At 72.4% G+C, this 19,356-nt stretch carries 15 protein-coding genes; 7 read left to right on the top strand and 8 right to left on the bottom strand.

Annotation, left to right across the window (positions count from 1 at the left end; genetic code table 11):
• Nucleotides 1-3 precede the first annotated feature (3 nt).
• Nucleotides 4-1,800, bottom strand: coding sequence for a choice-of-anchor Q domain-containing protein (locus WME97_RS45155; RefSeq protein WP_437547275.1), 1,797 nt, complete (start codon nucleotides 1,798-1,800; stop codon nucleotides 4-6).
• Between the two features lie 116 nt (nucleotides 1,801-1,916).
• On the opposite strand from WME97_RS45155, the gene WME97_RS45150 reads away from it, so the two are divergent.
• Nucleotides 1,917-3,425 carry a serine/threonine-protein kinase gene (locus tag WME97_RS45150; protein ID WP_437547274.1) on the top strand — a complete coding sequence of 503 codons (1,509 nt, stop codon included), beginning with the start codon at nucleotides 1,917-1,919 and terminating at the stop codon, nucleotides 3,423-3,425.
• Nucleotides 3,422-4,474, top strand: coding sequence for a hypothetical protein (locus WME97_RS45145; RefSeq protein WP_437547273.1), 1,053 nt, complete (start codon nucleotides 3,422-3,424; stop codon nucleotides 4,472-4,474). Before WME97_RS45150 ends, WME97_RS45145 begins: the two co-directional genes overlap by 4 nt.
• Nucleotides 4,475-4,519: 45 nt before the next feature.
• Here the strand turns inward: WME97_RS45145 and WME97_RS45140 are convergent, their stop codons facing one another.
• Nucleotides 4,520-5,875, bottom strand: coding sequence for a hypothetical protein (locus WME97_RS45140; RefSeq protein ID WP_437547272.1), 1,356 nt, complete (start codon nucleotides 5,873-5,875; stop codon nucleotides 4,520-4,522).
• 33 nt (nucleotides 5,876-5,908) lie between these two features.
• Entirely contained in the window at nucleotides 5,909-6,628 is a 720-nt protein-coding gene (locus tag WME97_RS45135; RefSeq protein WP_437547271.1) for a hypothetical protein, read from the bottom strand.
• Nucleotides 6,629-6,841: 213 nt separating this feature from the next.
• Here WME97_RS45135 and WME97_RS45130 point away from each other — a divergent pair, with 213 nt between their 5' ends.
• Nucleotides 6,842-7,495: a peptidoglycan-binding protein gene (locus WME97_RS45130; RefSeq protein WP_437547270.1), complete on the top strand. Its 654-nt coding sequence runs from the start codon at nucleotides 6,842-6,844 to the stop codon at nucleotides 7,493-7,495.
• Nucleotides 7,496-7,535: 40 nt separating this feature from the next.
• On the opposite strand, the gene WME97_RS45125 is transcribed toward WME97_RS45130, so the two are convergent.
• From WME97_RS45125 to WME97_RS45105, 5 genes are all read right to left on the bottom strand, one after another.
• Nucleotides 7,536-8,243 carry a D-alanyl-D-alanine carboxypeptidase family protein gene (locus tag WME97_RS45125; RefSeq protein WP_437547269.1) on the bottom strand — a complete coding sequence of 236 codons (708 nt, stop codon included), beginning with the start codon at nucleotides 8,241-8,243 and terminating at the stop codon, nucleotides 7,536-7,538.
• A gap of 364 nt (nucleotides 8,244-8,607) precedes the next feature.
• The gene (locus WME97_RS45120; protein ID WP_437547268.1) at nucleotides 8,608-9,006 is read right to left on the bottom strand and encodes a PAAR domain-containing protein; all 399 of its coding nucleotides are present in this window, start codon (nucleotides 9,004-9,006) and stop codon (nucleotides 8,608-8,610) included.
• A 4-nt stretch (nucleotides 9,007-9,010) separates the two neighbouring features.
• Nucleotides 9,011-11,839: a type VI secretion system Vgr family protein gene (locus WME97_RS45115; RefSeq protein ID WP_437547267.1), complete on the bottom strand. Its 2,829-nt coding sequence runs from the start codon at nucleotides 11,837-11,839 to the stop codon at nucleotides 9,011-9,013.
• Between the two features lie 102 nt (nucleotides 11,840-11,941).
• Nucleotides 11,942-12,985, bottom strand: a complete 1,044-nt coding sequence (locus WME97_RS45110; protein ID WP_437547266.1) for a hypothetical protein — start codon at nucleotides 12,983-12,985, stop codon at nucleotides 11,942-11,944.
• Between the two features lie 103 nt (nucleotides 12,986-13,088).
• A complete protein-coding gene (locus WME97_RS45105) occupies nucleotides 13,089-14,654 on the bottom strand; it encodes an ATP-binding protein (protein WP_437547265.1) in 1,566 nt (521 codons plus the stop codon).
• 393 nt (nucleotides 14,655-15,047) lie between these two features.
• Between WME97_RS45105 and WME97_RS45100 the strand changes: the two genes are divergently transcribed.
• The 4 genes from WME97_RS45100 to WME97_RS45085 all read left to right on the top strand — a co-directional run bounded on the left by WME97_RS45100 (nucleotide 15,048) and on the right by WME97_RS45085 (nucleotide 19,332).
• The gene (locus tag WME97_RS45100) at nucleotides 15,048-15,905 is read left to right on the top strand and encodes a CPBP family intramembrane glutamic endopeptidase (RefSeq protein WP_437547264.1); all 858 of its coding nucleotides are present in this window, start codon (nucleotides 15,048-15,050) and stop codon (nucleotides 15,903-15,905) included.
• A 611-nt stretch (nucleotides 15,906-16,516) separates the two neighbouring features.
• Nucleotides 16,517-17,422 (top strand): FG-GAP repeat domain-containing protein, encoded by a 906-nt coding sequence (locus WME97_RS45095; protein ID WP_437547263.1) that lies wholly within the window; start codon nucleotides 16,517-16,519, stop codon nucleotides 17,420-17,422.
• 424 nt (nucleotides 17,423-17,846) lie between these two features.
• Nucleotides 17,847-18,278 carry a hypothetical protein gene (locus WME97_RS45090; protein WP_437547262.1) on the top strand — a complete coding sequence of 144 codons (432 nt, stop codon included), beginning with the start codon at nucleotides 17,847-17,849 and terminating at the stop codon, nucleotides 18,276-18,278.
• A gap of 223 nt (nucleotides 18,279-18,501) precedes the next feature.
• Entirely contained in the window at nucleotides 18,502-19,332 is an 831-nt protein-coding gene (locus tag WME97_RS45085) for a caspase family protein (protein ID WP_437547261.1), read from the top strand.
• Nucleotides 19,333-19,356 lie beyond the last annotated feature (24 nt).

The following is a 19,356-nucleotide window of genomic DNA, read 5'->3' as shown; positions in this document are numbered from 1 at the left end:
CGGCTACTCCGGCACGCGCTCGTGCGCGCCGATGTCGATGCCGTCGCCGAGCACGCGCGGCAGGCCGTCGTGATCGGTGCGGACGAACGACGGCAGCGCCTGCACGCTGCCGCCGAGCGCCTCGGTGCCCGCATTCGCTGCGGGGCTGCCCGCTGCGAGCGCGAGGTCGTCCGAGTCGACGAGCAGGGGATCGACCCTCGCGCCGAGCGCCTCGGGGACCGAGCCCACGCCGTTCCAGAAGACGTTGTGGCTGCCCACGAGGCCGACGTCGTCCGCCGGCGTGACGACACCCCCGTTGTGGAAGCAGAAGTACGATCCCCCGTCCGGGACGATGATGTTGTTGCGGACGTGGATGGCCTCACCGCCGGGGATGGGAGAGGTGGCCGGATCCTCGCGGCGGAACGCGCAATCGAGGTCGTGGAGGGTGTTGTTGAAGAACAGGACCTCGGCGCCGGAGGTGCTCTCCTTCGGGAGGATCAGCGCGTAAGCGGCGTCGTGGAGCACGTTGTTGAACACCGCGACCCGGCCGATCGGGTTGTCGTTCGACGGCGCGCACGCCGCCGTCTGGAGGTCGAGCAGCGCGGTCGCCCGGACGCGGTTGCCATGGAAGAGCACGTCGAGCGCCTTCGTCGGGTCGAGCCAGAGCGGCGAGCTCATGGCGTCGAACTCGCTGAAGCCGACCTCGGCGACGACCCTTGTCGGGTCGCATGCGTGCACGCCGAACGTGCTGATATCGGCGAAGGTCGAACCGAGGACCGTCAACGCGTCGGCGTTGTCCTTCATGTAGATCCCGCCGGCCTGGAGGGTGTCGAAGCGGCAGCCGACGACGCGGAGGCTCTCCATGTCGCGGACGAGGCCGCCGAGGCCCGCGTCGGTGAGCTCCAGGTTGGCGAGGATGACGTGGCCGGCGTCGGCGACGCGGAACGCGACGTGGCTCAGCTCCGCACCCGCCGGCGCGCCGAGCAGGCCGACGCGCGGGCGCTCGCCCGGGTAACCGACGACGGCGATGGGTCGACTGGCGGTGCCGGGATCCGCGAGCTCCGTGAGGGGAAGGGCGCACGTGATGGCCTGATTGGCAAAATCGGCGCCGCACGTGAAGTCGCCCGGGTAGTCGCCCTCCCGGACATAAGCGACGTCGCCCGGCGCGAGCACGCTCGCGAGCTTGCCGAGCGAGGCGCAGGGCGCCGCCTCCGCGCAGTCCGGGCTCTGGTCGTCCCCGCCGACGGCGTCGACGTACCGGATCGTCCCGGATCGCACCGTGAACCGCGCCGGCTCGCTCGCCACGCCGCCGCGGCGCACCACGATGTCCGCGGCCCCGACGGGCGCATCGGGGCTGACGCGCACGACGATGACGTCGAGCGCGCGCGCGACGTCATCGTTCGACGCGCCGTCGCGCGCGAGGACGGGCGCGACGGGCACGCCGTCGAAGGTCACCTCGGGCTCGTCGCCGCCGTCCTCGACGAGCCGCGCGCCGTAGAGCGTGACGTAGGCCCCTGCCGGACCGGATTCGAGATCGGTGAACAGCACGCGAGGCGCGGTGGGCGGGGCGGGCGCCGCGCCGCCGCCTCCCTCGGCGCCGGCGCCGCTCCCTCCGGCGCCGCTCCCTCCCGCGCCGCTCCCTCCGGCGCCGGCGCCGCCCTCTCCGGGATCGCCGCCTCCTCCGCTCTGCCCGCCGGCCCCGGCGGGGCGAGGCTTGCCTTCATTCACGCCGAGGATCTCGGCACAGCCCATCGGGCCGAGGCCGAGACTGGATACATACAGGACGAACAAGGCCGCTCGATGCCCTCGAGGTCGACGCATCGCGCATGTTTACCATGCGTGGTGTCTCCGCGTGCCCGACAGAAACCTCTGTTATCCTTCTTCACCACCCGGTAGCCTCCAGAGAGCGGATGTCCGGAGGAGCGACGGGGAGCGGCATGGCAGGCCTCGAGGTGGCGCCCGGCAGCGTGCTCGCGGGCAAGTACCGCGTCGAGCGGGTGCTCGGGCAGGGGGGAATGGGCCGCGTCGTCGGCGCGTGGCACCTGCACCTCGATGAGCCGGTCGCGATCAAGGTGCTCCGGGACGAGCTCGCCGGCGATCCGGTCATCATCGAGCGGTTCCTGCGCGAGGCGCGCGCCGCGGCGAAGATCAAGAGCCGGCACGTCGTGCGCGTGACCGACGCGGACCGCCTCCCCTCGGGCGCGCCGTACCTCGTGATGGAGTGGCTCGACGGCGGCGATCTCGCGTCGATCGTGGAGCGCGAGGGGCCGATGGATCCCCCGCGCGCGGTGCGCCACGTCATCGAGGCGTGCGAGGCGCTCGGCGAGGCGCACGCGCTCGGCATCGTCCACCGGGATCTGAAGCCGAGCAACCTGTTCGCGGCGCGCCTGGCGGACGGCTCGACGTGCACGAAGATCCTCGATTTCGGCATCTCCAAGCTGCTCGGCGAGGAGCTGACGCGCACCGACGTCGCGCTCGGGACGCCGAGCTACATGGCGCCGGAGCAGATGACGTCGGCGCGGAGCGTGGACGCGCGCGCGGACATCTGGGCGCTCGGCGTCATCCTGTACAAGCTCGTCACGGGCACCGTGCCGTTCCGCGCGTCGACGCCGTCCGAGCTCGGCATGAAGGTGCTCTTCGGCGAGCCGACGCCCCCCGAGCAGGAGCGGCCCGATCTGCCGCCGGGGCTCGCGCAGGTGATCCTCGCTTGCCTCCAGCGCGAGCCGGCGCGGCGCTTCGCGACGACGGCGCAGCTCGCGGCGGCGCTCGCGCCGTTCGCGGACGCCCAGCCGGCGCCGGAGGGGGCGCTGGGCAGGACGCCGGAGGGCGCGACGCCTGCGCCCGCGCCGGCCGCGGCGGCGACCCCTCACGCGTCGACCGCGAGCGGCGCGCTGCCGCTGCGGGACGCGCCGGGCCCGCGGGCGAGCGCGACGCCGCACCTGGACGCAACCCCGAGCCCGACGACGACCGGGGGGCACACGGCGCGCGGGCCGGGGCGCGCCGTGGTCGCGCTCGCCGCGGTCGCGCTCGCCGCGGGGGCCGCGGTCGCGTTGTGGGCGCGCCGCGCCCCGCCCGGGCCCGAGACGAGCGGCGCGTCGAGCGTCTCCGAGGCCATCGCCGAGTCGGCCTCCGCCCCCGTGGAGCCTGCCCCCACGGCGGAGCCGCGCCCGACGCTCACGCCGAGCGCGCCCGCGAGCTCGGCGGTGCCCAGCGCGCCGGCGGCCGCGGCGCCCAGCACGCCGCCAGCCGCCTCGCAGCAGGCGCCCGCGGCCCCGGTCGCCACGGAGCAGCCGCCTGCGACCGCCGCACCGCGGGCGCCCGCGCCCTCGGCGCCGCGCGCGCCCGCCGCGACCGGCGGCCGCCGGACGGGGGTCCCAGACGCCGTGCCCACGCAGCGTACGCCGGCCGATCCGGCCGAGAATCCTTTCGGCGGGAGGCGCAAGTGACGCAGCGGACGGGAACCTGGTGGCATGCGCGCTCGCGGGTCGCGGCGCTCGCAGCGGCGGGCGCGCTCGCGGCAGCGACCGCGCTCGCGGCGGCGCCCGCCGCGGCGCAGCCGGTGTCGGCCCAGGATCAGGCGGCCGCGCAGGCGCTCTTCGACGAGGGGCGCGCGCTCGCCGCGGCGGGCAAGCACGCCGAGGCGTGCCCCAAGCTCGAGGAGAGCTACCGGCTCGATCCCGCGATCGGCACGCAGTATTACCTCGCGGAGTGCCTCGAGGGGCTGGGCCGCACGGCGAGCGCGTGGACGCTCTACCTGCAGGTCGGGGACCTGGCCGCGGCGGCCGGGCAGAGCGCGCGCGCCAGCTACGCGCGCCAGCGCGCCGAGGGCATCGCGCCGTCGCTCGTGCGCCTGGCGATCCGCGTCCCCGATGCGCTCCGCTCTGCGCCGGGCCTGCGCGTCGAGCGCGACGGCTCGCTCGTCGGCCCGCCGCAATGGGGCGCCGCGGTGCCGGTCGATCCGGGGCGGCACGCGATCGTGGTGACGGCGCCCGGGAAGAAGCCGTGGCGCCACGAGGTCGACGCGAGCGCCCCGGGCACGACGGTCGCCGTCGACGTGCCGCCGCTGGAGGACGCGCCCGGGGCGCCCGCGGCCGGCGCCGCAGCGCCGGCACCGGCGCCGCGCCCGGCGCCGTCCCCTCGGGCCGACGCCGCGCCCTGGTCGACGCAGCGGGTGCTCGGCCTCGTCGCGGGCGGCGCGGGGCTCGCGGCGGCCGCGGTGGGCGCGGGGTTCGGGGTGCACGCCATGGCGAAGCGCGACGCGTCGAACGACGGCCACTGCGACGCGCAGGATTACTGCGACCCGGAGGGGCTCGGCCTGCGCGAACAGAGCCTCGACGCGGCGCGCGTCTCGACGATCGCCTTCGTCGGCGCGGGGCTCGCCCTCGCCGGCGGCGCGGTCCTGTTCTTCACGGCGCCGTCGCGCACCGAGCCCGCCGCCGCGCAGGTCGGCGTGTCGATCGGGCCGCTCGGAGCGAGCGTGGTCGGGCGGTTCTGACAGGCGCCCCAGCCTCGCCCGGCGAGCTCCGCGGAGAGCGAGCGCTCACCGCATCCAGTCCTCTCCCGGCGCTCCCGTCCAGCCGCGCTCCGCGACCAGGCTCCCGATCTCGCGCTGAACGGCCTGTGTCGAATCGAGCGTCGGCATCCCTGCCTCGTCGTAGGCGCTGCCGACCTCGCGCCTGAGCTCGGCCGACGCCCTTGAAGGCTCCGTTCCGGAGAGCCGGTACCGGTACGCTTCGGCGACCCCCTCGGCCGGTATCTGACTCTGCCCATCGCCGTACACCGCCGCGCGGAATCGATCCCACAGGCCGGTTCCCCGCGCTCGCATTTCCCGCGTCCGCAGGGGGCGGAGCCGACGCAGCTCCGCCCGGCGCGCTTCCTCCTCCTCGGTGTTCCACGCAGGCGTTTCCTGGTCGGCGAAGTCGAGCAGGTGACCGCACTCGTGGTAGAGCGTCCCGGCCACGATGCTGGTGTCCGCATACGCCGCCGTGAGCTCATCGTCGTTGGCCGGCAGCTCCCGATCTCTTGGCAAATCCCACCAGGGGCGGTTCAGCGCAGAGTACGATACCAGCACCACGTTGAGCTGTTCCGGGTCCGCGTCCGAGCGAGCCTGCGTTCCTCCGTCCACGACGATGCCGTCCGGGAACGCGCGGACCGGGCGGCGCCGGGCGGGGCGCGAAGGCGCCTCACGCCGGGTGGGCACGGGGCTCGGGCTCGATCCGTCGGGTAGATCCCGATCTCGCTCTGCTCCCAGATGGCGACCGGTGAACACCATATCGATGAAGATCGATTTGAAGCCGGCGACACGGAGGTGCTCGATGGGAAAGGCCATGAGCGTTCGCTTGATCAACCGCCGCCACGCATGCTGCGTATCCCGGAGGCGGTCCGTGGACGCCTCCGGCAAGCCAAACACATCGAAGGTCCACTGGTTCCATTGGTTGTCGGAGGGACGCGGCGCGAACCGGAGCGCGCGCCCGCCGCCCCCCAGGTCTTCGAGGTAGCAGACCTTCAGGGTCATACTCTCCCGCGGCCCCCACGTGCGCGCGTCGCGGATGTGAGGCTCGCGGTTCCTGAGCCGGCAGTAGTCCTCCCACTCCGCCGGGCCGAACGGGAGGAACCGCGCATCCCCCTCCGAGCCCGGCTGATATATCATGAGACGCGCCGGACGCGCGTGGCTCGGGATGTCGCGCCGGCGCCCGCGCATCGCATAGCGCGGCCATTCCCTCACCTGGTCCGCGGTGTAGCAAGGAACCACCAGCGTCTGATCCTCGCCGCGGGCGACCTGACTCGCGTAAGAGGCTCCCATGTCGATCGGCACGCACGCATGCGGGCTGTCGTGGCCATTGCCTTCGAAGTCCACCCGTGGATACCACGACGTCTCGTCGTGCTCGTCCGTCATGACCGTCCTCTCTCCGATCGCGCTCCGCGCCCGTCAGACCCGATGCTCCTCGCGAAGCTTCTCGCGCGTCGCGTCGTCGAGCTCTCCTGTCTCGGCCAGGCGCTTCGCTGCCTGGAACGCCCGCAAGGCACGTGTCATCGCGCCCTCCGCGGGCGCCTCCTCGCCCTCGCCGCTTCGCGCGTGGGGCTCCCCCGCGACACGATCCGGATCCAGCCCTTCCGGACCGACGTAACCGAGGTTCTCGAGCCGCGCGCGCACGCCCGAAGCCGTGTCGATCGGATCGAGGTGTCCGATGGCCAGGCTCACCGTGCGCACGAGGTCGGGATCCTGCGGATCGGGAAAGATACGCAGCGTGCCCGACTCCGCCTGGGCCTCGACTATCTGCTCCAGTGCGCCGCTTGCCGTCGTGGTGCCCTCGAGCACCTCGGCGCCGACCGCCAGCTCGTACCGCGCATTCGCGAGAGGCTCGCCGTCGGCGCGGCGCAACGTGAGCCGCAGCGGAACTCTCGGGCGTTTCCCCTGAAACCGGTTCGTCCCGCCGGCGTTGACCCGGAGCGGGTCGGACGCGGTCGGCGGCAGCGCCACCACGTCGCCCGGCGCGAGCACGTGCGGGCTCGGGCGCTTCTGGCGCAGGGCCTCATTGCTCGGGTGATCGTATACAGCCCGCCAGTCGTCGTGACCGTACCGCATCGCGATGCTCGCGATGCACTCGCCCTGCCGCACCACGTGAACGCGCCCTCTGGTCCTGCCCACCTGAGTCAGACGCTCCCGAACGCCCTCTGATGTCAAGCCCGATCCAGACGGCGATTCGGAACGATTGTTGCATTCCTCGTGGTGCAGGTCGTGCAAGAGCGGCGCGCTCCGCGCCTGCGCGCTGGCAGGGCCGCGTCATCGCGGACGCCTCCACGAAGGGCCTTGACATCATCGGGTTGAATCGGTTCGCTGGTCTTACCTCCAGCAGCAGGCATGGGCATGCGACCGTACGTGGTTCGCCAAGGGGACTACCTGACCCAGATCGCGCATCGCCGCGGCTTCTCCGCGGAGGAGGTGTGGAATTGCCCCGCGAACAAGGAACTTCGGAGGCGCCGCGCGAACCCCGATATCCTCCAGCCGGGGGACGTCCTCTACCTGCCCGACGGGCCCGAGGGCTGCGATCCCATGCCGCTCGAGATCGGCGGAGAGAACCGGTTCGCGGCGACGACCCCGACCGTCGAGGTCAGGCTCGTGCTCCGGCGCGTCGATGGGACGGCCTTCGCGAACAAGCCCTTTCGTGTGCAGGGCGCTGGCATGCCACCGCTCGACGGCACCACCGGCGGCGACGGCCTCGCTCTGTTCTGCGTCCCGGTCCAGGTGCGCGAGGTGGACCTCTCACTCGACGACGGGAGCCTGCGCTGCCGTGTACGGGTCGGCCACATGGATCCCGCCGACGAGCCCAGCGGTATCGCCAAGCGCCTCTCCCACCTCGGCTATCTCGCGCGCGTCGACCTCGGCGAGGCCGAGCCTGCCGCCCGCGCGCTCGGCGAGGCCCTCAAGGCCTTCCAGAGGGCGAAGGGCCTCCCGGAGACGGGCTCGGTCGATGACGCCACGCGCGACGCGCTCGTGCAGGTGCACGGCTCCTGATCGGCGCACGACAGGCACGCGCCCGCTCGGGTACGCGCGGTCATCGTAGATCCCTGCTCACGTTGAAGATATAGGAGCTCCAGTGACTCCTGATAAATCGATACGCTGACGGCTTGCCCTCTCGGCTCCTCTGGCGATCCCTCTCGTCCCACAGGCCCACGAGCCTGTCCTCGAGCTCATCCCTGTGGGCGGAAGCGAATTCCATGAGCGCCTCTGCAATGGGATAGAACGACCAGTGCCACGCCTCTTCCATATAACCCCAGGAGAACACCCGACCGTGCTCGGTGGGAGCACAGTAGGGCTGCGAGAAGCCGTAGATTGACGCGTTCTCCTCGAGCCATCCGTGCGCCTCTGACAGCGGAGGCTGATGCCATTCGCTCATCGTGAGCGAGAACATATCGAAATCGGTCCCCCAGTGGTGGCGCGACGTCCCGGGCGCCGAGCTCGCTTGCAAGATCTGATGCTCTATCAGAGCCGGGTGTCTGCCGCGCAGGTGAGCCCAGCAGCGCCGGTGGTCTTCATCGCCCTGGTCCCACTGGGCGTGGAGCGTGAGTCTTGCGATGTCGCTGCACGCGTCGACGGCCTCCTGGGTGATCCTGTCAAACGGCCGCCCGAGGACGAGGTCGTACTTCTTCTCCCATATGTCCCTCTGTCCATCGAACGAGCGGTAGCCAGGATCTCGCGAGCTCCCCGTCACGGCCGGGTAGGGGTCACTCGGACGCTCTGGATAGCGACGCTGTTCTCTCATCGCTGCCATCATGCGCTCCCGCTGCGTATTCACCTGGCTTCGTACGACACAGGGAGGAGGACTTGCCCCGACGATCCAGTCGATGATGCGCCCGCGACCGGCCTCGGTCTCACCTGTGCGCTGGATACAGAGAGCCCAGTGTAGCTTGGATGCTGCCCAGTAACCGTCTGACGCCGCCGCCGCCTCGGGCGATGACGCGCGATTGAGCTCGGGAGGCAGCACGAGCTGGGGCCATTCCTCACAGAGAACGGTCGTCGTTGCGCCGGGCGCCGCGTCGATATGCAGCTCACACATAACAACCTCCTCCCGCCACAGGCTCGACGCGCCCCAACGCGCTCGGCGAGCGGGGCAAGCGCCGTGTCCATCAATCCCCGATGATCACCGTGCTGCTCGCCACCACCACCCGCCCCACCGGCGCGTCCGCCGGGTCGTTGCACGTCAGCGCCGTGTCCCCGTCGCGCGCCGCCGGCTTGTCGTCGATGAGCACCGTGGCGCTCCCGGTCTGCACCGTCGCCTCGTTGGACGGCGGCCGCTGGAACGTCCCGCTGGGCGCCACGTGCGGCGGCGCGTTGTGCGCCTGGCTCCCCTGCACCGCGGCCGCCTGCTCGTCGATGACCACCGTCCCGCTCAGGCCCGCGTCGATCAGCCCCTCGAACGACAGCGGCGTCGGCGTGGGCACCGCCCCCGAGGCCGAGGGCACCATCACGATGTGCGTGTCGGTCGCGGAGACGCGATCCCCTTGCTTGGCCGCAGGTTTGCTCATCGCCTTACTCCTGCCTCACGTCGATGAGCCCCGGGAAGTGGACCTCCCCGCCGCCCTCGAGCTCGAGCACGGCGCGGCCGTCCTCGTCGAGCACGCCGGCCACCTCCGAGCCGTCCTCGAGCACGACGCGGAACGGCTGGTTGGGGATCGGCTGGCCCCGCTCGTCGCGCAGCTCGATGACGGTCGGCTCCACCCGGCTCTCTTCCACCGTGTCGCTCGCGCTCTGCGGCGAGTTCAGCAGGATGCGGCTCCCCTCGACCGCCGCCTCGGACGACAGCCCGATCCCCGCCCCCGATGACTTCAGCAGGATCCGGTCGGAGACCGCCTGGATCTTGCTGTCGGCCTGCGCGCGCAGCTCGCCTTCCATCAGGCGGATGCGCGCGCGGTCGCCCTGCAGGACGATCTCGGGGGACGAGACCTGGATCTTGCCCGCGGTCATCCGGATCTCGCTCTTGCCGCAGCGCAGGACGATGCCCTCATCGGCCTCCAGCTCGATGATCTCGCTGCTCGACGCGCGGAGCTTCCCCTCCACGTGCGTGACGTGCGACCGCTTCGCCTCGGCCTGGCCGACGACGCGCACGAAGTTGCCCGCGATGCGCTCGATCACGTCGCTCTTCGCGAGCAGCTCGTGCTGCCCCGCGAGCTCGGCGCGCGAGCGGCCGCCCACATGGACGCTGCGGTCCTGCGCGACGTGCTCGCTCGCGTTCCCCTGCGTCTGCGACGACCGGTTGCCCTCCACGTGGAGGCGATCGTCCTCGTCGACGCGCGTCTCGCGGCTGCGGCCGACGCGCGCGTGCGCCTCCCCGTCGACGCGCAGCCGCTGATCCCGCGTCACGGTCATGATCTCGTCGCGATCGACGTGCGCGATACGGTCGTTGCGGACCGCGATCTCCAGGTCCTTCTGGGCGTGCACGTACACGCGCTCCTGCCCTGCCGCGTCCTCGAACCAGAGCTCGTTCGCGCCGCCTGCCCCCGGCGTGCTCTGGGTCCGGATCCCGCTGCGCGTCGCGTTCTGCGGGAGCGGGAACGGCGGCGGGCTCGTGCCGTTGTAGACGCAGCCGAGCACGAGCGGCTTGTCGGGATCGCCGCCCTCGAAGGTCACAACGACCTCCATGCCCGCGCGCGGGATGAACTGCGTGCCCCAGCCGACGCCGGCCCACGGCTGCATCACCCGCACCCAGCACGAGTCGTGGCCGGCCGCGCGGCGCTCGCGGTCCCAGTGGAAGCGCACGCGGATGTGGCCGCCCGGGTCCGTGTGGATCCCGGTCGCGCCGCCGCCCACCACGGTCGCCGTGAGGCAGACCTGCACCGAGCGGCGCGGCGGCCGCTCGGGCGGGTAGGCTACGTCGGCCGGCACGCAGTCGAAGCGGTTCGTGTACGTGCGCCCCGCGTGCCCGGGCGACGTCGCGGCCCACCCCTCGTGGACGACGGCGATCGGCACCCAGCCCCGGTTGAGCCGCGCGATCTCGTGGTCCTCGAGCTCGAAGCGGTGCCCGGGGGCGAGCCAGTGGCAGACGCTCTCGCCGGAGGCGACGTCGCGGCCCCGGCGAGCGCTGCGCAGGATGCGGTCGGGCTCGTCGCGCTCGTAATGCCAGTCGGGGAACAGGAAGCTGCTGTGGTGCTCGTAGATCTCGCCGGGCCGCTCCACGCCGCCGAGCCCCTCGCCGATCTCCAGCCCGACCCGGCGCGCCGCCTCGATCCCCTGCTGCGCGAGGCCGCCGAGCGCCCCGGCGACGTCGGGCTGCTGCAGCGCCTCGGCGCCAGCCCGCGCGGCGTCCGCGGGCGCCCCTGCGGCGCCGGCGAGCGGCTCGCCCTGCCGGGCGTCCTTCGCGGCGCCGAGGACCACGTGCGGCCGCCGCGGATCGTACGCGCGGAACGCGGCGGAGCGCGTCGTGACCTCGCGGCCGCGCGCGAACGCGAGCACGCTGTCCTCGCCCGGCCACTGGAGCGCGCCCATGTCGGGCCGCATGTGGAGCACCGCGCCCGTGCGCCCCTCCGGCGGCCGCGCGAGCCCCTCCGGCGGCCGCGCAAACCCCTCTGGCGGCTGCGAGATCCCGTCCCGGAAGTGGGAGACCGGCATCTCCGGCTCCGGCGCGTCGCCCAGCGTGAGCGGCGGGTACCAGGCAGCGCTGTCGGTGAAGACCATGACCTCGCACGGCCACGGCAACGCGGCGCCCCCGAGCCACCCGGCAGCCGCGCCGTCCAGCGCGGCGCGCTCGGCCTCGCCGCCCAGCTCGAGGCTCCTCGTGGTTTCGAAGATCGCCTCGGCGCCGAAGCCGAGCGGCGCGTCCGGAGCGTCGGCGCGCTGCTCGAAATGGAAGCCGACGCCGTGCTCGGCGGTCAGCCGCAGGATGAACTCGAGATCCGTCTCCTCGTACTGCGTGCAGTACTCGCGCGCGGGATATCGGCTCTCGAGCTGCCAGCGCGAGGGGATCCTGTATTGCCGCAGGATCGCGCGCACCACCTCGTCGACGCGCACGTTCTGGAAGACGCGCGAGTTGCGCCGGAGCCCGAGCAACCAGGCGCGCGGCGCGAGCTTCACCTGGTACTGGGCGGCCCGCGTGGTCTGCGTCCGTCGATAACCGTCCGCGCGCGCCGCGGCGATGATCCCGTGGAACACCCGCCGCCTGTCGCCGTGGCGCATCTCGAGGCGGGCGGCGCTGCCGGGGGCGCGCTCCTCGAGCGCGACGTCCTCGGCCTCCGTCGTCACGTCGATGGTGAGCTCGTACAGCCCATTGAGCCGCTCCTGGCCCCGGAATGCGTGGACGGTGAGCGGGACATCGGGCAGATCGCCGACGCGCAACGAAAAGACGTGTTCGGGCCGATCGCTCATTCCCGCCGCACGATATCCCAGGCAACGCTCGTTTCGAAGCGCGGACGAAGGCCGCGCCCGCCCTCCTCTCCGGCCCGAGCGGCCGGCCGCGCGAGCGCCCGATCAGCGGCCGCCGCGCGCGAGCAAGCCGCGGTAGTGCGCGAGGAGCTGCCGGAAGCGCTGCGCCGCCGCGGGATCTTGCTGAAAGCGGTGCGCCCAGAGCCGGTCGACACCGTCTCGAGCGGGCTCGCTGTGGATCCTGTATTTCGCGAGCACCGCCGCGCGCTCGTCCGGCCGCGCCTCGAGCTCGACGCAGAGCGCCGCGTAGTGCTCGAGGGGGAGATCGACCGGGCGCTCTGCCGCGCTGGGGGCCGACGCCGGCGCCGCGCCCAGCGCCTGGGTCCTGTTCTGGGCGCCGGACCCCGGCGGCATCGCGGCTGCGGGCGACGGCCGGGCGTCGTGCAGGCTCCGCTCGGGATCCCACCCCGCCTTGGCGGCCGCCTTGACGAAGGGCAGCGCGGGCGCGGACGGCTGTGCGGCGTGGGCGAGCGTGTCCCCTTCCCCTTCCGCTCTGCCGCGCGGCGCGAGCCTGGGCGGCGGCAGCGCCGCGGCGCCCCCCTTGAACGGTAGCGCCGACGGGAGCGGGCCGTCGGTCGCGGGGAGCGTCACGTTGATCTCACCGGGCGCCGCCGCCGCACCGAGCGGCGGCGCGACGGCGGCGACGAGCGGCGGCTGCGCCGCGCCGAGCGACGGCTGCGCCGCGCCGAGCGACGGCTGCGCCGCGCCGAGCGGCGGCCGTGATCGCGCCTCGGCGACGAGCTGGTAGGTGGGGACCGCCGGGGGAGACGCGCCCGCCTGCTCGATCTTCACCGCCGGCGGGTCATCGCTCTTCTCCGGCGGCGCCGGATCGTCGATCTTCTCGGGCGGCGGGTAGAAGACCGCGTGGGCGCGGTCCACCTGATCCCAGCGCTCGCTGTCGCCTCCCGACATCGCCTCGCAGAGCGCCCGCAGCACGTCGCGGACCTTCTGCGCCCGTTCGATGGAGATGTCGGCCTGCTGCGCGAACCGGTCGCGCAGGAAGGCGCGGAGCTGTGCGTCCTCCGTCTGCGCGAGCCGCGGGAAGGAGCTGACAACCTCTCGGAGCTTGGTCGGATCCAGGGCGCCCACTCGAAGCCGCGAGTGTCGGGGAGCCCGCAGACGCCGTCAACCCTCGCGGCCTCCGGAGCTGCCGCGAGCGCTGCGCGGTGCATCGCCCTTCACTCCGCCCTGCTCACGCGCCCCCGCGCAGCGCGGGCGCGCCGCGCGCTTCCTGTTCCTCCGCCCCCGGCAGCAGCACCACGAACCGCGCCCCGCCGTCCGCGCCTCGCTCGACCCCGATCGTCCCGCCGGCCGCCTCCACCAGCCCCCGGCACACAGCGAGCCCGAGCCCCGTCCCCTCGCCGACCTCCTTGGTCGTGATGAACGGCTCGAACAGCGTCTCGCGGACCGCCTCCGCGATCCCCGGCCCGTTGTCCTCGACCTCGATCCGCGCGCCCCCGCCCGCGCCCCGCGACGCGCGCACCGCCACGCGCCCCCCGACGCGCGGCACCGCGTCGGCCGCGTTCAGGAGCAGGTTCAGGAGCACCTGCACGAGCTGCCCGTGCGCGAGCGCCACGGCCGGCACGTCGGGCGCGACGTCCCGCTCGAGCTCGATCGCGCGGAACGCCTTCTGCGGCGTGACGAGCGAGACGACGTCGCCGATCGCCTCCGCGACCGACCCCGAGGGGAGGTGCCCTGCCTCTCCATCGCCGCCGGCCTCGGCCGCGCCCCGCGCCGCGGGCCGGGCGAAGTCGAGCAGATCGCGCAGGATCTTGTGGATCCGCTCCGTCTCCCGCTTCATCCGCTCGACGAAGTCGCGCTCCTCGGCCGGCGTGAGGCCCCCGGCGAGCAGCAGATCCTGCAGGCCGAGGATCGCCGCGAGCGGGTTGCCGATCTCGTGCGCGAGCCCCGCCGCCAGGCGCCCCACGGACGCGAGCCGCTCCGAGCGGACCAGCCGCTCCTGCGCGCTCTTCAGGTCCGCCGCGTAGCGCTCGATCTCGGCGATCTTCGCCCGCAGCGACTCCTCGTCGGCGCGGAGGCGGCCCGTCATGAGCGCGAGGCTCGCGCCGAGCTCCGCGAGCTCCCGCGCGCCGGCCCGCGGCACCTCCAGGTCGCGCGCCCCGCCGGCCACGCGGCGCGCGGCCTCCGACACCGCGTCGATCGGCCGCACCACGAGGTGCGTCATGGAGATGTACGCGAACACGAGCAGCGCCAGCGCCACGATGCCCGTGTAGAGCGCCACGATCCGCACGAGCGGCGCGGCGGCCACCGTCGACGGGTCGGTCGGCACCAGCACGGCCACGGAGCCCGTCGACGTCGCGGGCGCGGGCTCCGCGCCGGACGCCGCCTCGCGCGCGGGCTCCGGGACGACCACCAGGAGCGCATCGCCGCGCGCCGTGCGCACCGTCTTCAGCACCTCCGTGCCGCCCTCCACCGAGGCCGGCAGCGCCGCCACGATCTCCGGCTCCCCGGCGCGGACCGAGAGCGCCCCGGCCGCGTCGTAGACGCCGATCGCCGACGCCCCGTCCGGGCCGAGCTGCGCCTCGAGCAGGAGCGAGAGCTCCGGGGCGGAGCGGGTCGTCCGCGCGGCGGCCACGTGCCCGGCGATGGCGCGGCCGATCGCGCGGGCGCTCGACGCGCGCGCGCCGCTCATCGTGGCCCGCGTGAGGCTGGCCACGGCGAAGAAGAGCGGCAGGAACGCCAGGAGGAGCAGCGCGCCGAGCGCGAACAAGAGCTGAAGCCGGATCCCGAGCCGCACGGTGTGGTCTGCCCCCTGTCGTACCGTCCTCGCCCAGCTCGGCGCCCGCTCATCCGTGGCAGCGCGCCGGGCTCGGAGGAACGACCTCTCTGATAGCGGCATGCGCGCCCATGGCAAAGCTCGCGAGGCTCGCGAGGTTCGCGAGGTTCGGACCGACGGCTGGGCCTGGCGCCCGCCGCGCTGGCCTGGTACCCGCCGCGCCGAGCTGGTACCCGCCACGCCGAGCTGGTGCCCGCCGCCGGAACGAGACGTGAACGACGTGAACGACGTAAACAGCGTGAACCAACGTGAACCAGCGTGAACCACGCTGGCTGTTACAACGGCGAACCTCTTATGCGCTTGATCGTTCGCCGAGAGTCGTGACATCATGGCTGGTTCAATGGGGATAGTCTTATGAGCTTGCTCGAATCCTCCTCCGACGTGATCGACCCACACCATGTTCCTTTCCTCGCCGGCTCCGCCGCCCGCGACGCGCGCCCGTCGACCGGCCGGCGCGACCGCTCGACCGAGCGCGCCGGGCTGGCTGCGGCGGGCGACGCCGATCACGACCTGCTCCGCCTCGAGATCGAGCTCCTCCGCCGCGGCGGTCGGGACGCCCTGGAGCTGCGCCGGGAGCTCGCGGCGTTCTTCTTCGTCGTCATCGCCCTCTTCGGCGTCGCGCAACTCGTCCGGGATCTCATCCACGCCGACCTGCCGCCGCTGCTCCAGATGGGCTATTCGTGGGGCTTCCTGCTGCTGCTCCTCGTGCCTATCGGGTGGTTCGTCCGGCGGCAGCCGCTGCCGCTCGCGCGGCTCGGCGTGACGCTCTCGGGCGCGCGGCATAGCCTCCGCGAGGCGCTCGTCATCGCCGCCATGGCCTTCGCTGCGTGCATCGCGCTCCGCACGGGGCCGGCCCTGCGCGGCGAGCCGTGGCTCGACTGGGGCTCGGTCGCGGGGTATTCGGGCCTCGAGTTCGCGATCTTCCTCGCGAGTTATGGGCCGCACTGCCTGCTCCAGGAGTTCATCGCGCGCGGCGTGATCCAGACCTCGCTCGAGCGGCTCCTGCCCGACGCCGGGCGCCTCGCGCCCATCGTCGTCACCTCGGTGCTCTTCGGCGTGTTCCACCTGTATGTCTCGCTGGCCTTCGCGGTCATCACCTTCGCCGCGAGCGTCCTCTTCGGCCTCTTCTACGCGCGCCACCGCACCCTCGTCGGCGTCACCGCCGTCCATCTCACGGTCGGCCTCGCCAGCGTCGCCGCCGGCCTCAACTGACGCTCTCCGCGACAGGCAAGCACGTGGGCAGGATCCTCCCAGGTGTACGTCCCAGGTAGAGCTGTCGCATTCATGATCGCTTGCCCCTGACACAGGGCCTCGACGTCACGGTGTCCCGAAAGGCCTTTTCTTCCGGGGGCGGCGACCAGCGGCCAGAAGCGAGCTCACCGGACGTGGCGAGCGCCCAGCACCCAGAGGGGGTGCCCTGCTCGATGAGCAGAGAAGGCCTGTGACGCGCTCGATGCGAGAAGCGGGGAGTGGCCTGGTGAGGTACCATGTGGTGACGGCGCCGAGATCGGGCGCACAACATGGTCTCCATGGCCTTGCGCTTGCTCTCCGCCCGCGCACGTGCTCGGCGTGCTCAGGGTCGCGGACCGGATGGGATCTCCCGTGCCGGCGTCGGCGCCCGCGCCCGAGCCGCAAGCGAGGCGAGTGTGAGGAGGTCTGCGGCTACAGGGGCTGCGCTGTGCGCGATCGCTGCGGTTCACCCCATGCCGGCCTGCACGCCGGGCATCGAGCCGGACCAAGACCGCTGGTCCGCCGAGCCGGCGGCATCGTCCCTGGGACGCGCGACGCAGCGGGCGAGCGGGGTTGGGTGGAAGGCCACTCGTATGAATGACTTCAATCGCGACGAGTTGGTGGATGTGCTCTGGGAGCACCCCGAGAAGAGCCTGGCGGCGATCTGGCTGATGGAGGGGACCCAGCCGGTCGCGCCGGGGCCGGTGATCCCGGGGCCGCTCGGCCAGGGCTGGGAGGCGGTCAACGCGGGTGACTTCAACTCCGACGGCATGGCGGATGTGCTCTGGCGCAACATCGACCAGAACCTGGTGGCCATATGGCTGATGGAAGGGAGCCAGCTGCTCTCGCCGGGGCCGATCCTCCCGGGGCCGCTCGGCCGGGGCTGGAAGGTGGTCGCGGTGGCCGATCTGAACCGCGACGGCATGGCGGATGTGCTCTGGAACGACAAAGAACAGAACGTGATGACGACATGGGCGATGGATGGGTCTCAGCTGGTCGCGCCGGGGCCGATCCTCCCGGGGCCGCTCGGCCAGGGCTGGGTGGCGCGCGCCGCGAGGGACTTCAACCGCGACGGCATGGCAGACGTGCTCTGGGAGAACACGGAGCAGAGCCTGATAGCCGTCTGGCTGATGGACGGCGTTCAGCTGCTCGCGCCGGGGCCGGTCATCCCCGGGCTCGGCGGCGGCTTTCACGTCGTCACCGCGCGGGACTACAACGCCGACGGCATGGCGGACGTGCTCTGGAACGACAAGGAGCAGAACCTCATGGCCGTCTGGCTGATGGAGGGCAGCACCCTGGTGATCTCGGCAGGACCGGTGATCCCGGGGCCGCTCGGCCGCGGCTGGGAAGCATGCCCCGCCGCCGACAGCAATTTCGACGGCATGGCGGACGTGCTCTGGTACGCCACAGGAACGAACCAGGCGGCGGTCTGGTTGATGAACGGCACTCAGCTGCTCGCGCCGGGGCCGGTGTTTCTAGGGCCCTACGACGGCGGGTGACAGGGCGCCGTCCCACGTCCGCTGCGCTGCCTCCGCGTCGGTGGCGCCGGCGGCGCCGGCGTCGCGGACGACGCGGAGGCAGCGAGGAGACGGAGGAGCGCTGAACACAGCCGATGTTGCACAACAATTTCGGGCACTTACGTCCGCGCCCGACCGTCCCCGCGACGATCCCTCCGGAGGGCGCAGCAATGATGAATACAGCGTGGCTGTCCAGGAGGCGCAGGGCGCGCAGGAGATTCTTGTTACCTCGGGTCAGCGCCGTGATTTGTCATTGACAGCCGCGAATCGCTTTGCTCTTCCTTTTAATGCTGCCCTTCTGAACCGACCGGGACGTACATGACCGCCGCATGCTCCGCGACCGCCCTCTCGTACGAACCCATCCGCGTTTCGGGCCAGCGTGGCGTTCGTCGGGACGGAGGCGGACTTGGCTCGCGGGATTGAGCTGGATCGTTCGCGCTATCCGCTGGTCGTGATGCGGGCCGGCGAGCACTACACCCAGAACGATTGGGACGTGCTGATGAGGGGCATGATCCAGCTCATCGTCTCGGGGCCGTTCGGCCTGATCAACGACACGCGCGGCAGCAGCATGCCGAACGCCGTGCAGCGGCGAGCCGTCGCGCAGATGTACGCCGACTACGAGAAGCAGGCGCGCGCGCACTTGCTCGCGTCCGGCATCGTGGGCGACTCTAGCCTGGTGAACGGCATCCTGACCGCGCTCAACTGGCTGAAGCCGCCGCCGCATCCCGTCAGGGTCTTCTCGTCGATGACCGACGCGGAGCGCTGGGTGCTCCAGCATTTCAACGTCGAGCTCCGCCGGCAGGCCCTGGCGCCGAGCGTCGAGCACCGGGTCGGCTGACCCGCCCCGCCGCCGCCGGCGCGCCGCGCGGCGGCGGGGAAGCGGCAGGGAAACAGCGGGGAAACGCCGAGGAGAAGCAGGAGAAAACGCGGCGCGCGCCTGCGCAGGTCCTCGCGGCGCGGCCTCGCTCTTCCTTTTTGCTGGACACGCGCCGATACGAGGTGAGATATTGTGCTGTCGGCCCCACGCTCGTCAAACAGGCAACGACGGAAGGGAGCACTCTATGAAGAAGCGCGCCGTGCTCGTCGGCATCAACGACTATTCAGACAGACCGCTCGCGGGACCCCTCAACGACGTCGCGTTGATGCGCAGGTTCCTCAAAGACCGCTGTGGCTTCAACGTCAACACAGAGATCGTACGTGCCCTCGACGCGACAGGGACCAAGGGAGCCATCCTGGAGCGGCTCGAGTGGCTCGTACATGGGGCAGAGCCCGGCGATCGGCTCCTCTTCCACTTCAGCGGCCACGGCGACCAGCTCACCTCGGCCGGCGACGCTGGCGAAGCCGATCAGCTGGACGAGGTGCTCTGCGCGCTCGGCTTCAACAGCACGAACGCCACGGCGATCCGTGACAATGAGCTCGCGGCGCTCTTCTCCAGGCTGCGGCCCAGCGGCGCGCACCTCGTATGGGCCTGCGACTCGTGCCACGCCGGCGGCATGCCCCGCGCGGCGCGCGGGGCAGGAGAGGCGGCAGGAGGCGAGAAGACCGTTCGCAGCTGGAGCGTCTCCCCGGAGCGCGCGCCCCGGAGCGCGCGGGCGCTCGCGCCGGGGCGCGCGGCGGGCCGGATGCGCCAGGCGATGAGCGCGCTCCCCGTCGTCTTCATCGGAGCCTGCGCGGAGGGGCAGCAAGCGTACGAAGGTCCTCTGGGCGGCCAGGTCTATGGAGCGCTCACCTATCACCTCGTCCAAGAGCTCGAGCGCCCGGGAGGGCTGACGGCCTCCCTCGCGCAGATCGTCGAGAACACCAGTCGCGCCATGAGACAGGCCGGCTATGCCCAGGATGCCGTCCTCGTGGCGTCGGACGAACGCGCGGCGGCGCCGCTCTTCTGGCCCTGAGCGGGAGCATGGCTTTCCTGCGCT

This window comes from Sorangium sp. So ce367, assembly GCF_051520455.1.
GTDB classification, from domain to species: domain Bacteria; phylum Myxococcota_A; class Polyangia; order Polyangiales; family Polyangiaceae; genus Sorangium; species Sorangium cellulosum_B.
The sequence above is the reverse complement of the archived record's forward strand: the minus strand, read 5'-3'. Positions and strand labels throughout refer to the sequence as shown.

Coding starts and splice junctions, on each gene's coding strand:
- WME97_RS45140 (WP_437547272.1), bottom strand. CDS start 5,875: ATGACGGACGAGCACGACGAGACGTCGTGGTATCCACGGGTGGACTTC.
- WME97_RS45085 (WP_437547261.1), top strand. CDS start 18,502: ATGAAGAAGCGCGCCGTGCTCGTCGGCATCAACGACTATTCAGACAGA.
- WME97_RS45120 (WP_437547268.1), bottom strand. CDS start 9,006: ATGAGCAAACCTGCGGCCAAGCAAGGGGATCGCGTCTCCGCGACCGAC.
- WME97_RS45125 (WP_437547269.1), bottom strand. CDS start 8,243: ATGAGAGAACAGCGTCGCTATCCAGAGCGTCCGAGTGACCCCTACCCG.
- WME97_RS45130 (WP_437547270.1), top strand. CDS start 6,842: ATGGGCATGCGACCGTACGTGGTTCGCCAAGGGGACTACCTGACCCAG.
- WME97_RS45095 (WP_437547263.1), top strand. CDS start 16,517: ATGAATGACTTCAATCGCGACGAGTTGGTGGATGTGCTCTGGGAGCAC.
- WME97_RS45115 (WP_437547267.1), bottom strand. CDS start 11,839: ATGAGCGATCGGCCCGAACACGTCTTTTCGTTGCGCGTCGGCGATCTG.
- WME97_RS45155 (WP_437547275.1), bottom strand. CDS start 1,800: ATGCGTCGACCTCGAGGGCATCGAGCGGCCTTGTTCGTCCTGTATGTA.
- WME97_RS45150 (WP_437547274.1), top strand. CDS start 1,917: ATGGCAGGCCTCGAGGTGGCGCCCGGCAGCGTGCTCGCGGGCAAGTAC.
- WME97_RS45100 (WP_437547264.1), top strand. CDS start 15,048: ATGAGCTTGCTCGAATCCTCCTCCGACGTGATCGACCCACACCATGTT.